The following is a 14,263-nucleotide window of genomic DNA, read 5'->3' as shown; positions in this document are numbered from 1 at the left end:
GCGTTGCTATCCGATGGGCCTGACTATTCGGCCCGGATTAAAGAACCTTCACGGCAAAGCGTTTCCAGATGTAAGTAAACAGTGGGATGTTTGACACCTTCTTTCACCTACAGGAGTTTCTCGATGAACCATTACCTTACCCCCGACCTGTGTGACGCCTATCCGGAGCTGGTGCAGGTGGTTGAGCCGATGTTCAGCAATTTCGGCGGCCGGGACTCCTTTGGTGGCGAGATCGTGACCATCAAGTGCTTTGAAGACAATTCCCTGGTCAAGGAACAAGCCGAACTCAATGGGGCCGGCAAGGTGCTGGTGGTCGATGGTGGGGGTTCCCTGCGCCGCGCGTTGCTGGGCGACATGATCGCCGAGAAAGCCGCGAAAAACGGCTGGGAAGGGCTGGTGATCTACGGCTGCATCCGCGATGTCGACGTAATCGCCCAGACCGACCTGGGCGTGCAGGCCCTGGCCAGCCACCCGATGAAGACTGACAAGCGCGGTATTGGCGATTTGAACGTGGCGGTGACATTCGCCGGCGTGACCTTCCGCCCGGGCGAGTACGTGTACGCCGACAATAACGGTGTGATCGTCTCCCCCAGCCCGCTGAAGATGCCTGAATAAACAGCAGTAGCCGACAGGGGTGAGGATGTTCGAGGAAGAAAACGCGCAGTGGGGGCTGGTGCATGCCCTGGTGCTGGACGGTAAAGGTGGTGCGCGTTCGATTGCCCGGACAGAGCTTGATGAGCTGCAACTGCAGCCTCAGGAAAGCCTGTGGCTGCATTGGGACCGTAGCCATCCCCAGACCCAGACCTGGTTGCGCAAATCCAGCGGCCTCAGCGAATTCGCCTGTGACCTGCTGCTGGAGGAGAACACTCGCCCACGCCTGTTGCCGCTGCCGGATGCCGAACTGCTGCTGTTTTTGCGCGGGGTCAACCTCAATCCCGGCGCCGAACCGGAAGACATGGTCTCGGTGCGGATCTTTGCCTCGGCAGCGCGGGTGATTTCCCTGCGTTTGCGCCCATTGCGCGCCACCGACGAGTTGCTGGTGCAACTGGCAGACGGCAAGGGGCCGAAGACTTCCTCGGAACTGGTCCTGTATATGGCGCAGTACCTGACCAACAAGGTTCAGGATCTGGTCAGCGACTTATCCGAAATCGTCGATATCGAAGAAGAAAAACTGGATGCCGACGAACGGTATACTCCGGAGCACGGCAGCGTTTTGCAGATCCGTCGGCGCGCCGCCGGGCTTAAACGTTTCCTGTCGCCGCAGCGGGATATTTTCGCGCAGTTGACCCGGATCAAATTGCCCTGGTTCTGTGACGACGATGCTGACTACTGGAACGAATTGAACAACAGCCTGACCCGCTACCTGGAAGAGCTTGAGCTGGCCCGGGAGCGCGTGGGGCTTGTGCTGGAGACCGAAGACCGGCGTTTGAGCCTGCGCATGAACCGCACCATGTACCGCTTCGGGATCATCACCGGGATCTTCCTGCCGATGAGTTTCCTGACCGGTTTGCTGGGCATCAATGTAGGCGGAATTCCGTTCTCTTCCAGCCCTTACGGGTTCCTGATTGCTTGCCTGATGATGGTCACGGTGGCGGTCGGGCAATGGTGGTTGTTTCGACGGTTACGTTGGGTTTGAGCTGAATGTGACCTGAACGTGGAAAGAGGTCATGTGACCCGAAGAATTTTACCCTCGTCTTTTAAATCACTTGCGAGAGGTTTTTTATGCACGATCCGTTCGAACAGTCTTTGCGTGACATGCTCAATGCCTCGCCGTCCAACCGGGACGACGATGCTTGCCTGGGTCGCGTCTTGAAAACCGCCAACCGCCAGGTCGGGGCTGGGGATCTGTTCGGTCTGCTTGGCCGCTGGTTGCCGGCGTTGATGATGGCCTTGAACAATGGTTCGGCCCATGTCTCACCGGTTTCCCGTCGTAAACCTCTTGCTCGCACTGCTGATAAGGCTGAATGAATATGGAACTCGATCTCTGGACCCAGAGTCTGGTAACTGCAATGACTGCGTTGTGGACCAAGGTGGCGAATTTCATTCCCAACCTGTTTGGTGCACTGGTGGTGGTACTGCTGGGTTTTGTCGTGGCCAAGCTGCTTGACACCCTGCTTTCCAAGTTGCTGGCTAAGCTGGGTCTTGATCGATTGATGGGTGGCACCGGCCTGACCAAGATTTTGGGGCGTGCCGGGTTGCAAGTGCCGATCTCGACACTGATCGGCAAGATCGTTTATTGGTTTGTTTTGCTGATTTTTCTGGTTTCTGCGGCTGAATCCCTTGGACTTGAGCGAGTTTCAGCTACGCTCGACATGCTGGCGCTGTATTTGCCGAAAGTATTCGGTGGCGCGCTGGTGTTGCTGGTAGGGGTTTTGCTGGCGCAACTGGCCAATGGCCTGGTGCGTGGCGCGGCTGAAGGCGTGGGTCTGGATTATGCCAGCGGCCTGGGGCGAATTGCCCAGGGTCTGGTGATTATCATCAGTATTTCGGTCGCGATCAGCCAGCTGGAGGTCAAGACCGACCTGCTGAACCATGTGATTGTGATTGTTTTGATTACCGTTGGTCTGGCCGTTGCGCTGGCCATGGGACTGGGAAGCCGGGAAATTGCCGGGCAGATTCTTGCGGGAATCTATGTGCGTGAGCTATATCAGGTTGGGCATCAAGTGCGTGTGGGCGAGGTCGAAGGGCAGATCGAGGAGATCGGCACGGTCAAGACGACAGTGCTGACGGACGATGGCGAACTGGTTTCGCTTTCGAACCGGATCCTGCTGGAACAGCATGTGACTAGCCGCTAACCCGGCGAATCCTGCTAATGTACGCCGCCGCAAACCTGGGTATCCAGGCCATGGCGGACATTGACCTGACTGTCGGCACGACTTGTTTTGAATAAAGCCCAAACGCTGTCCACGCGCTATGACCCCCGTGAGCTCTCTGATGAGGAGTTGGTCGCGCGCGCGCACACGGAGCTGTTTCACGTAACACGCGCGTACGAAGAATTGATGCGCAGGTATCAACGCACTCTGTTCAACGTTTGTTCAAGGTATTTAGGGAACGATAGAGATGCGGATGATGTCTGTCAGGAAGTGATGCTCAAGGTGCTATACGGCCTGAAGAACTTCGAGGGAAAATCGAAGTTCAAGACATGGCTCTATAGCATCACGTACAACGAGTGCATCACGCAGTATCGGAAGGAACGGCGAAAGCGTCGCTTGATGGATGCTTTGAGTCTGGACCCCCTTGAGGAAGCGTCTGAGGAAAAGGCGCCTACCCCGGAAGAAAAGGGCGGACTCGATCGCTGGTTGGTGCATGTGAATCCGATTGACCGGGAAATTCTGGTGCTACGATTTGTCGCAGAGCTGGAGTTTCAGGAGATCGCTGACATCATGCATATGGGTTTGAGTGCTACAAAAATGCGTTACAAACGCGCTCTTGATAAATTACGTGAGAAATTTGCGGGCAGCACTGAAACTTAGTGCGTGGCAAATATCTCTTACGTGTAGGCAAGTTCTGTTAGACTTGTCGCCGAGTTGTCCCCCGGTATGTGGGACTGCTTTACAATCACCAGATGGGGATTTAACGGATGAAACTGAAAAACACCTTGGGCTTGGCCATTGGTACTCTTATTGCTGCCACTTCTGTCGGCGCTCTGGCACAAGGCCAAGGCGCAGTTGAAGGCCAGCTGTTTTACAAAAAGCAGTTCAACGATAGCGTCAAACATATCGAAGACGGCTTCAATCCTGGCGCCAGCATCGGTTACTTCCTGACCGACGACGTGTCGATCAACCTGAACTACGACACTACCAACCACACCCGTTCGAACGACGGTACTGGCAACCAGAAGATCAAAGGTGATACCGGCAGCGTTACTGCCCAGTACCACTTCGGTCAAGCTGGCGTCGACTCCCTGCGTCCATACGTAGAGGGCGGTTTCGGCCACCAGAGCCGTACCAACGTTGAAGCTGATGGTCACAAAGGTCGCGATCAATCGACCCTGGCTATCGCTGGCGCTGGTGTGAAGTACTACTTCACCGACAACCTGTTCGCACGTGCTGGTGTTGAAGCTGACTACGCTATCGACAACGGCAAGTGGGACTACTCCGCACTGGTTGGCCTGGGCGTAAACTTCGGCGGCAACGCTGGCAAAACTGCTCCAGCTCCTACCCCAGCACCAGCTCCAGAGCCAACCCCAGAGCCAGAAGCTCCGGTTGCTCAGGTTGTTCGTGTTGAGCTGGACGTGAAGTTCGACTTCGACAAGTCGGTTGTTAAGCCTAACAGCTACGGCGACGTGAAAAACCTCGCTGACTTCATGAAACAGTACCCACAAACCACCACCGTTGTTGAAGGTCACACTGACTCCGTCGGTCCTGACGCTTACAACCAGAAGCTGTCCCAGCGTCGTGCTGACGCTGTTAAGCAAGTCCTGGTCAAAGACGGTATTGCTCCTAACCGTGTAAGCTCGGTTGGTTATGGCAAATCCCGCCCAGTTGCTGACAACGCAACTGAAGCTGGCCGTGCTATCAACCGTCGCGTAGAAGCCTCGGTAGAAGCGCAAGCAGCTCAGTAATTACTGAGTTGTAGAAAAAAGCCCGGCTTAGGCCGGGCTTTTTTTCGCCTGTAATTTGCCTCAGGCCGTGGCGCTGGCCAGGGCCGCAAGCGCCTGCGTCGCTTGCGCAACCCGGCCAATCACCAGGATAGCCGGGCTCTTGAGCGCGAATTCGTGCGCATCATCCTGCATCCGGGCGAGGCTGCTGAGGCATTCGCGCTGTTGTGGCAGTGAAGCGTTTTCAATCATCGCCACCGGCATGTCATCGCTCATGCCACCTTCCAGCAATTGCCGGCGGATTTCCCCCAGTTTCGCCACCCCCATATAGATCACCAGCGTCGTGCCGCCCTCGGCCAGGGCCCGCCAATTGAGGCTGCTGTCGTCCTGGGTATGGGCCGTGACCAACGTGACGCCACGGCTGACACCGCGCAACGTCAGCGAGATATCGCAGTTCGTTGCCCCGGCCAGCCCTGCCGTAATGCCGTTGACCAACTCCACTTCCACCCCTTGCTGCCTGAGCCACGCCGCCTCTTCGCCGCCGCGACCAAAAATGCACGGGTCGCCGCCCTTGAGCCGCACCACGCACTTACCCTGCCGGGCATAACGCAACATCAGGCGATGGATAAACGCCTGTGGGGTGGAACGGCAGCCACCGCGTTTGCCCACGGTGATCAGCCGTGCAGCGGGGCAATGCTCCAGCAGCGCCGGGTTGACCAGATCATCGATCAGCACCACATCGGCTTCCCGCAGGGCTCTCACCGCCTTGAGTGTCAGCAGTTCCGGATCGCCGGGGCCTGCGCCCACCAGCCAGACTTTTGCGCTCATATGCTTGCCTCACACTCTGATCGCGATTGGCTGCTTGCCACTCGCCAATAACCGTTTGATTTCCGGCACACAGGAGCCGCATTGCGTGCCGCAACCCAGTTCCTGCTTCAGCCCGTTCAGGTCCAGGCCCCGGGCAATGCCGGCGCAGACCGCGCTTTCGCTGACGTTCTTGCAGTTGCACAGCGTCTTGTTGCTGCTCGAGCCGCCCCCCGGTGGCGCACTCAATGGTGCCAACAACCAGCGGCGTAACTGCTCATCGGTGCGACCTTCCAGCCACAGGCTTTGCAGCCAGTGGCGAGCCAGGGTTTCGCCAGCCAGGCGGATCGCGGTGATACGGCCTTTTTCAATCTTTACCCGCTTGCCAATGGAGCGCCGCGGGTCGTCGTACGCCATCACGGGGCCGTCGTTGAGGCCCAGCAGTTGGTCGATCTGCTTGAGCAGTTCAAGGGCGGGCGCCTCGTGATGCGCCGCACGAATCAGCAGGGCAGGCCGCTCGCGTCCGGTCAGGCTCAGGCTGACGTAGGCAAAGCCGTCACACAGCGGTCGCAACGCTTCGAAGTGTTGCTGCACATCGCCTTCAATCAGCGCAAACAAGTGCCAGGGCAGCCGCACCGCCTCCAGGCGCACGCCGCTGTGCTTGAGTTCCGGCTGTTTGGACAGCGGGTCGAATGCCGGCTGGGTCAGCGCATTTACGCCGCCTTTAAGAAAACGGTCGCCCCAGTGCATCGGCAGGAAAGCCTGGCCGGGACGCACGCTGTCATCGCTGCCGACGGCCACAATCACGCTGCCGCGCCGGCTTTTCAGGCTGACCAGATCCCCTTCCTTCAAGCGATGGCGACGCAGTTCGTCCGGGTGCAGGCTGAGCACTGCTTCACTGACATGGCCGAACAGCTGCGCAGCGGTGCCGGTGCGGCTCATGCCATGCCATTGGTCCCGCAGGCGGCCGGTGATCAGGGTGAGTGGGAAGCGCGCGTCACGCTGCTCCTTGGCGGCGCGATAAGGGTCGGCGACAAAGTGCGCCCGGCCAGTCTCCGTAGGGAAAAATCCGTCGGTGTACAGCCTTGGTGTTCCGCCCACCGCATCGGCCGGGAATGGCCATTGCTGCGGGCCTATCCGGTCCAGCAGCGCGTGGCTGATACCCGACAGGTCCAGGTCACGCCCACGGGTCAGCAGCTTGTATTCATCAAAGATCTGCGCTGGTTGCTCAAAGGCAAAAAGCCCCGGTTTTCCGGGACAAAGACGCTGCTCCAGGCGTTGGGCAAAATCCACGGTGATTGCCCAGTCCGGCCGCGCTTCCCCAGGTGGGGCGATGGCTCGGCGAACGTGGGAAATGCGCCGCTCAGAGTTGGTCACTGTGCCTTCCTTCTCGCCCCAGCTCGCGGCTGGCAGCAACAGGTCGGCGTAACGCGCCGTCTCGGTTGTACGAAAGGCTTCCTGTAGCACCACGAACGGACACGCTTCCAGGGCCTGGCGCACGGTGTTCTGGTCGGGCAGGGATTGGGCGGGGTTGGTGCACGCGATCCACAAGGCCTTGATCTTGCCGGCCTGCATCTGTTCAAACAATTCGATGGCGGTCAGCCCGGTGCTGGCCGGCAGTTGGTCGACCCCCCAATACGCGGCTACTTCTGCCCGATGTTCGGGGTTGGCAGCCTCACGATGGCCAGGCAGTAAATTCGACAAACTGCCGGTTTCCCGCCCACCCATGGCATTCGGCTGACCCGTCAGGGAGAAAGGTCCGCAGCCAGGGCGGCCGATGGTGCCGGTCGCCAAATGCAGGTTAATCAAGGCGCTGTTCTTCGCGCTGCCGGCGGTGGACTGATTGAGCCCCATGCACCACAACGACAGAAAACTCGCCGAGGTGCCGACCCATTCCGCACACAGACGCAGTTGCTCGACACTGATCCCGCACAACTGCGTGACCATTTGCGGTGTGTAGTCGTGAACCAGGCGTTTGAGTTCGACCAGGCCGTCGGTATGGGCCTGGATAAAGTCGCGGTCGATCCAGTCTTCCCACAACAGCAAGTGCAGGATCCCATGGAACAATGCGACATCCGTACCCGGCAAAATCGCCAGATGCAGGTCCGCCAAGTCGCAGGTGTCGGTGCGCCGGGGATCAATTACCAGCACTTTCATCTGTGGCCGGCGGGCCTTGGCTTCCTCCAGGCGTCGGAACAACACCGGATGCGCGTAGGCCATATTGCTGCCGACGATCATCACGCAGTCGCTCGACTCCAGGTCCTCGTAGCTGCACGGTGGCGCGTCGGCCCCCAGGCTGCGCTTGTAGCCGACCACCGCCGAAGACATGCACAGCCGCGAGTTGCTGTCGATATTGTTGGTGCCCACCAGCGCCCGCGCCAGTTTGTTGAAGCTGTAGTAATCCTCGGTCAGCAACTGCCCGGAAATATAGAACGCGACGCTGTCCGGCCCGTGTTTAGCGATGGTTTCGGCAAACACGTTCGCCGCGTGCTCCAGGGCGGTATCCCAGTCGGTGCGGCTGCGGGCCAGGCCTTTGCCCAGCCGCAGTTCCGGGTACAACGCGCGGGCCGCGAGGTCTCCGGTGAGGTGCAGGCTGGAGCCCTTGCTGCACAATTTTCCGAAGTTGGCCGGATGACTCGGATCGCCACTGACGCCGAGGATCTGCGAGCCATCATGCTCGATCAGTACGCCGCAACCGACCCCGCAGTAGCAGCAGGTGGACGCGGTGGTCTGGCGGTTCATCAACCGGCGTCCCGCAGGGCCAACATCACCCGGCCGTTTTCCACGCGGGCCGGGTGGTGATGGGCGCAGCCGACGTCCGGTGCCTGGGCCTCCCCGGACTCCAGGTCGATCTGCCAGTTGTGCAGCGGGCAGGCCACGCGCTTGCCGTAGATCAAGCCTTGGGACAGCGGGCCACCCTTGTGCGGGCAGCGGTCGTCGAGGGCGAAAACCTCGTCGTCACTGGTACGAAAAATCGCGATGTCGCCTTTTGGCCCGCTGATGATGCGCGAGCCCAGGGCGTTGATTTCTTCGAGGGCGCAGATATCCAGCCAGTTCATGCCGGCACCTCCAGCAGTTTGACGGGGATGGTGTCGAATTCCTTTTTCAGCAGCGGCTGTTCCAGGCGTTCTTTCCACGGGTCCTGCTCGAACGACAGGGAGAATTGCAGGCGTTCATTCAGTGCCTGGCGCCGCGCCGGGTCTTCCAGTACAGCCTTCTTGATGTGCTCCATGCCGACCCGTTGCAGGTAGTGCACGGTGCGCTCCAGGTAGAAGGCTTCTTCCCGGTAGAGCTGTAGGAAAGCGCCGTTGTATTCGCGCACTTCTTCGGCGGTTTTCAGCTTGACGAAGAACTCGGCGACCTCGGTCTTGATCCCGCCGTTACCGCCGATGTACATCTCCCAGCCGGAATCGACGCCGATGATTCCCACGTCCTTGATCCCCGCTTCCGAGCAGTTGCGCGGGCAGCCGGACACTGCCAGCTTGACCTTGTGGGGCGACCACATATTGAACAGGTCATGTTCCAGCTCAATCCCCAGTTGCGTCGAGTTCTGCGTACCAAAGCGGCAGAACTCGCTGCCGACGCAGGTCTTCACGGTGCGGATGGATTTGCCGTAGGCGTGGCCGGATGGCATATCGAGGTCTTTCCATACGCCGGGCAAGTCCTGCTTCTTGATGCCGAGCAAATCGATGCGCTGCCCGCCGGTGACCTTGACCATCGGCACGTTGTACTTGTCGGCCACATCAGCGATGCGCCGCAGTTCCGACGGATTGGTCACACCACCCCACATCCTTGGGACTACCGAGTAGGTGCCGTCTTTCTGAATATTGGCGTGGGCGCGTTCGTTGATCAGGCGCGATTGCGGATCGTCTTTTGCCTCGCCGGGCCAAGTGGAGATCAGGTAGTAGTTGAGTGCCGGGCGGCAGGTGGCACAGCCGTTCGGGGTGCGCCAGTTCAGGTAGCTCATGGTGCCGGCGATGGTCAGCAGGTGCTGGTCGCGGATGGCCTGGCGGATTTGCCCGTGGTTGAGGTCGCTGCAGCCGCAGATGGCTTTTTCGCTTTTCGGTTTGACGTCCGCCGCGCCGCCCACGGTGTTGATCAGGATCTGTTCCACCAGCCCGGCGCAGGAACCGCAGGAACTGGCAGCCTTGGTGTGCTTCTTCACGTCGTCGACGCTGAAAAGACCGTGTTCCTGAATCGCCTTGACGATGGTGCCCTTGCACACGCCGTTGCAGCCGCAGACTTCGGCGGTGTCGGCCATGCTCATGGCTTTGTCCTGGCCTTGGTGGCCTACATCGCCCAAAGCATTTTCACCGAACATCAGGTGATCGCGGATCTCGCCAATGGCATGGTTCTCACGGATCTGCCGGAAATACCAGCCGCCGTCAGCCGTATCGCCGTACAGGCAGGCGCCGACGAGGATGTCGTCCTTGATCACCAGCTTCTTGTACACACCGCCAATCGGGTCGGAAAGCGTGATGGTTTCCGTGCCTTCGCCGCCCATGAAGTCCCCGGCGGAGAACAGGTCGATGCCGGTGACTTTCAATTTGGTCGAAGTCACCGAGCCTTGATAGCGCGCGAAACCCAGCTGGGCGAGGTGGTTGGCGCAGACCTTGGCCTGCTCGAACAGCGGTGCCACCAGGCCGTAGGCAATCCCGCGATGGCTGGCGCATTCGCCGATGGCATAGATGCGAGGGTCGTAGGTTTGCAGGGTGTCGTTGACCAGAATCCCGCGGTTGCACGGGATGCCGGATTTTTCCGCGAGTTCGGTGTTGGGGCGGATGCCCGCAGCCATCACCACCAGGTCGGCGGGGATCACATCGCCATTCTTGAATTGCACCGAGCCGACGCGGCCGTTGCCGGCGTCATGCAGCGCCTCGGTCTGCTCCTTCAAGCGAAACACCAGGCCACGGCTTTCCAGTTCGGTTTGCAGCAACTGGCCGCTGGTCTTGTCCAGTTGCCGTTCCAGCAGCCACTCGCCGATATGCACCACGGTCACGTGCATGCCACGCAGCATCAGGCCGTTGGCGGCCTCCAGGCCCAGCAGGCCGCCGCCGATGACGACCGCGTGCTTGTGGGTCTTGGCGGTGTCGATCATGGCCTGGGTGTCGGCGATGTCGCGGTAGCCGATCACACCCTGCAACGTATTGCCCGGGATCGGCAGGATAAACGGCGTGGAGCCGGTGGCGATCAGCAGGCGATCGTACTCGGCCTCGCTGCCGTCTTCGGCGATGACTTTGCGTTTGACCCGGTCGATCTGCACCACTTTGCGGTTAAGCAACAGCTTGATGTTGTTATCGAGGTACCAGCTCAAGTCATTGAGCACGATCTCTTCGAAGGTCTGCTCACCGGCCAGCACCGGCGACAGCAAAATGCGGTTGTAATTGGTGTGGGGCTCGGCGCCGAAAACGGTGATGTCGTACAGGTCGCTGCTCAGCTTGAGCAATTCTTCAAGGGTGCGAACCCCGGCCATGCCGTTGCCGATCATCACCAGTTTGAGTTTCTTCATGTCGTTCTCCGCAGTGGCTCGACAAATCGTGCGCAACAAAAAAAGGCGTCCCCGCTACGTAAGTAGCGAGGACGCCTTTGTCCTGGTCCCGTTCTCTCGGGAAGCCCGACCTTCGACGTTGAAGGTGCGGCTATATGTGTGTTGATGGGAAAGCTAATGCAGCGGTTGTGCCAAGTAGGATTTTGGCCGGTTTTGCTAAGTGAGGCGGTGATGTATCAAGAAATTTCGCCTCTTAGTGGTGCAACAGCCAGTACAACAGCACCAGATTGATCAGCAGCGACAGCACGGCCAACGTTTGCCAGACCTTCAGCGGTTCGCGCTCCAGCAGCGGTTTTGGTCGCGTGCTCAACTCGCGGCGATCCGCCTGCTCCAGTACCAGCAACCATTCCTCGGCAGTTTCATAACGCTGCTCGGGTTGCGCGGCGACTGCGCGCTCCAGGCTCTGTTGCAGCCAGTCGGGCAGGTCGGGGCGGTAGCGGCTGGCGCCGACAGGCGTAATGAACCTGGGACGCTGGAAAGCTTCGATTTCGCCGTAGGGGTAATGCCCGGTGAGCAGGTAATACAAGGTCACACCGACGCTATACAGGTCCTGTTGCGGGGTAGGGCGTTCGCCGTTGAAGGCTTCCGGGGCGATAAAGCTTGGCGTGCCAGGCAACAGGTGCGCGCGATCCTCCGAAAGCCCGGGGCAGTAGGCCAGGCCGAAGTCCAGCACACGCAAGTCGCCATCCTCTCCCAGCAGCAGGTTTTCCGGCTTGATGTCGCGGTGCAGGATCTGCCGGCGGTGCAGCAGCCCGACGGCACGCAACAGGCGCTCGGCCAGGGTTTGCCACTGCGCCAGGGGCAATGGGCCCTGGTGCTTGAACAGTTCGGCCAGGGTTTGGCCGGAGTATTCACGCATCACGTAGTACAAATGCTGACGGCCACTGGCTGGATGGACTTCAGGAAACGCGCGGCCGGCGACCCGGCGCAGGAACCATTCCTCTGACAGCAATGCCTGGGCGGCGAACACGTCATCGTCGTGGCTGAGCGGCAAGGTCTTCAGCAGCCACGCCTGTTGATGGCCATCGCGCACCCGATAGAGCAAGGATTGGCGGCTTTGCCCCAACAGCGACTCTACGTGCCAGCCTTCGAAGCGCTGGCCGGGTTTCAGAGGGGGCGGCAGGGGCCATTGCTGCAACTGCACCAGCGCATCGCCGAGGGTGGCGGCGCCAAGCTGGTCGACGCGGACCAGCAGGGCGCTGGCGTTGTCCTGACTACCGGCCAGATGCGCGGCGCTGACCAGGGTGTTTACCGCGAGGTCCAGGTCCGACTGTTCCCGCAGGATTGCGCTGATGTTGTTGTCATCCAGGGTCGCCCACACGCCGTCGCTGAGCAGCAGGAAACACTCGCCTGCCCGCAACTCGCCGTCGAGGAAATCCAGCACCAGATGCTGATCCAGGCCCATGGCGCGCTTGAGCACATGCTGCATGCCCGGTTGCTCCCACACATGCTCCTGGCTCAGGCGCTGCAACTGGCCATCGAGCCAGCGGTACACCCGGCAATCACCCACATGGGCCAGGGTGAAACGCTGGCCGCGGAACACCAGGGCGCTGAGGGTGGTCAGCAACGGCTGGCCGCCGCCGTTGGCTTGCAGCCAGCGATTCTGGGCCACCAGCAAGCGTTCCAGGGCCTGGGCCACGCCCCAGGTTTGCGGCGTGGCGTAATAGTCCAGGGCCAGGGCTTGCAAGGTCGAGCGCGCAGCCAGTCCGCCATCGGCGCATTGGCTGACGCCATCGGCGATGGCACACAGGTAGCCTTTGCTGGCGGCCAGCTCCGGGGCGGGGGTGACCAGGCGCAAGGCGTCCTGGTTTTCCTGCCGTGGGCCGGTGGCGCTGGCTTGGGCGAAGCTCAGTTGCAGGCTCATCAGACCCGTGCAGCCGTCACCGCAGCCGAGCCCCAGGTGGTTCTCCAGCGACGCTTGACGCCGTACAGGCCGAACCAGGCCAGCACGCCCAGGCTGGCGAACAGCCACAGCGCCAACTGATAGCTGCCAGTGCTTTGCTTGATCGCGCCCATGCCCGCCGCCAGGGCGAAACCGCCGATGCCGCCGGCCATGCCGATCAGGCCGGTCATCACACCAATCTCGCGGTGAAAGCGTTGGGGCACCAGTTGGAAGACTGCACCGTTACCGGCACCCAAACCGAGCATGGTGCACACAAAAAGCGCCAGTGCTGCGTAGGAGCTTGGCAGGTTGAACCCCACCGCCGCGATGCAGATCGCTGCCACGCCGTACATGCCGAGCAGGGTGCGAATCCCGCCGAAACGGTCGGCCAGGGCGCCGCCCAAAGGCCGCATCAGGCTGCCGCCGAATACGCAGGCGGCGGTGTAGTAGCCGGCGGTGACCGGGCTCAGGCCGTATTGGTCGTTGAAATAGCCGGGCAGGGCGCTGGCCAGGCCGATGAAACCACCGAAGGTCACACTGTAGAAGAACATGAACCACCAACTGTCGCGGTCGCCCAGGGCTTTGAAGTAGTCGGCCATGGACTTGGCCTTGGGTCGTTGCGGGGCGTTGCGGGCGAGCCAGGCGAAGACGATCAGCGTCAGGATCAGCGGGATCAGTGCGAAGCCGAACACATTGCTCCAGCCAAACGCGGCGGCGAGCACCGGTGCCAGCAGGGCCGCAAACACCGTCCCGGAGTTGCCGGCGCCGGCGATGCCCATGGCCTTGCCCTGGTGCTCGGCGGGGTACCACTGGGACGCCAGGGGCAGGGCGACGGCGAACGAGGCTCCCGCCATGCCGAGGAACATGCCCAGCAGCAGGGCTTGCTCGTAGCTGTGGATTCCGAGTTTCCAGGCGACGAACAAGGCGCCGATGACAATCACCTGGCCGATCAGGCCGGCGGTCTTGGGGGAGAGTTTGTCGGCGAGCATGCCCATCAGGAACCGCAGCACTGCGCCGGCCAGGATGGGGGTGGCGACCACCAGGCCGCGTTGTTGGGTGGTGAGGTGCAGGTCGGCGGCGATTTGTACCGCCAATGGGCCCAACAGGTACCAGACCATGAAGCTCAGGTCGAAATACAGGAACGCGGCGAACAGGGTCGGGGTGTGACCGGATTTCCAGAAGCTTGATTTCATCACGCACCTCAGCGGTAAGGGGTCTTATGAGAAGGCCTGGTGATGGAGCGGCTGTGGCCGCCCCATCGGCCCCGGGCTATGGGGCCAAAACGAAAAAACGCCGCCACCGGGTTCGCTGGGGCAAACCGGGTGTGCGACGTCTTTGTCGTGGAGGGGGCAACCGCCGTTGGCTACCTGTGGGGATTCTTTAGCAAGAGGTGGGCCAACAGGGGGTGGGGGCGTTGTGGTGTGGTGTGGTGTGGTGTACATATCCGTTGCTGCGGTAACGGCGGCTTAGGGTTCCGCTCTTACAGCGG

At 60.7% G+C, this 14,263-nt stretch carries 12 protein-coding genes; 6 read left to right on the top strand and 6 right to left on the bottom strand.

All coding sequences use genetic code 11. The annotated features are described in order from the left end of the window. Positions 1-123 precede the first annotated feature (123 nt). The 6 genes from rraA (at position 124) to HYE77_RS04860 (ending at position 4,564) form a co-directional block, all read left to right on the top strand. Positions 124-615, top strand: coding sequence for a ribonuclease E activity regulator RraA (gene rraA / locus HYE77_RS04885; protein ID WP_003215007.1), 492 nt, complete (start codon positions 124-126; stop codon positions 613-615). A 25-nt stretch (positions 616-640) separates the two neighbouring features. Further along, entirely contained in the window at positions 641-1,636 is a 996-nt protein-coding gene (locus HYE77_RS04880; protein WP_003215009.1) for a zinc transporter ZntB, read from the top strand. A gap of 86 nt (positions 1,637-1,722) precedes the next feature. Next, the gene (locus HYE77_RS04875; protein ID WP_003215011.1) at positions 1,723-1,968 is read left to right on the top strand and encodes a hypothetical protein; all 246 of its coding nucleotides are present in this window, start codon (positions 1,723-1,725) and stop codon (positions 1,966-1,968) included. Positions 1,969-1,970: 2 nt separating this feature from the next. Beyond that, the gene (locus HYE77_RS04870; protein ID WP_177068494.1) at positions 1,971-2,795 is read left to right on the top strand and encodes a mechanosensitive ion channel domain-containing protein; all 825 of its coding nucleotides are present in this window, start codon (positions 1,971-1,973) and stop codon (positions 2,793-2,795) included. 87 nt (positions 2,796-2,882) lie between these two features. After that, on the top strand, positions 2,883-3,473 hold the full coding sequence (gene sigX / locus HYE77_RS04865) for an RNA polymerase sigma factor SigX (protein ID WP_008432648.1): 591 nt from the start codon (positions 2,883-2,885) through the stop codon (positions 3,471-3,473). Between the two features lie 107 nt (positions 3,474-3,580). Next, positions 3,581-4,564, top strand: a complete 984-nt coding sequence (locus tag HYE77_RS04860) for an OmpA family protein (protein ID WP_003215016.1) — start codon at positions 3,581-3,583, stop codon at positions 4,562-4,564. A 60-nt stretch (positions 4,565-4,624) separates the two neighbouring features. On the opposite strand, the gene cobA is transcribed toward HYE77_RS04860, so the two are convergent. The 6 genes from cobA to HYE77_RS04830 all read right to left on the bottom strand — a co-directional run bounded on the left by cobA (position 4,625) and on the right by HYE77_RS04830 (position 13,967). After that, positions 4,625-5,368, bottom strand: a complete 744-nt coding sequence (gene cobA / locus HYE77_RS04855) for a uroporphyrinogen-III C-methyltransferase (protein WP_177068493.1) — start codon at positions 5,366-5,368, stop codon at positions 4,625-4,627. A 9-nt stretch (positions 5,369-5,377) separates the two neighbouring features. Continuing rightward, the gene (locus tag HYE77_RS04850) at positions 5,378-8,086 is read right to left on the bottom strand and encodes a nitrate reductase (RefSeq protein WP_177068492.1); all 2,709 of its coding nucleotides are present in this window, start codon (positions 8,084-8,086) and stop codon (positions 5,378-5,380) included. After that, positions 8,086-8,403 (bottom strand): nitrite reductase small subunit NirD, encoded by a 318-nt coding sequence (gene nirD / locus HYE77_RS04845; RefSeq protein WP_003215022.1) that lies wholly within the window; start codon positions 8,401-8,403, stop codon positions 8,086-8,088. Before nirD ends, HYE77_RS04850 begins: the two co-directional genes overlap by 1 nt. Then, positions 8,400-10,853 (bottom strand): nitrite reductase large subunit NirB, encoded by a 2,454-nt coding sequence (nirB, locus tag HYE77_RS04840; protein WP_003215025.1) that lies wholly within the window; start codon positions 10,851-10,853, stop codon positions 8,400-8,402. The genes nirD and nirB overlap by 4 nt, the downstream gene beginning before the upstream one ends. Before the next feature lie 232 nt (positions 10,854-11,085). After that, positions 11,086-12,756 (bottom strand): bifunctional protein-serine/threonine kinase/phosphatase, encoded by a 1,671-nt coding sequence (locus tag HYE77_RS04835; protein WP_177068491.1) that lies wholly within the window; start codon positions 12,754-12,756, stop codon positions 11,086-11,088. Beyond that, complete coding sequence (locus tag HYE77_RS04830; protein WP_003215029.1) at positions 12,756-13,967, bottom strand: NarK/NasA family nitrate transporter; 1,212 nt, start codon at positions 13,965-13,967, stop codon at positions 12,756-12,758. The genes HYE77_RS04835 and HYE77_RS04830 overlap by 1 nt, the downstream gene beginning before the upstream one ends. Positions 13,968-14,263: the final 296 nt, after the last annotated feature.

The organism is Pseudomonas sp. IPO3774, from assembly GCF_013386835.1.
Taxonomy (GTDB): domain Bacteria; phylum Pseudomonadota; class Gammaproteobacteria; order Pseudomonadales; family Pseudomonadaceae; genus Aquipseudomonas.
This window is presented reverse-complemented; position numbering and strand designations above follow the sequence as displayed.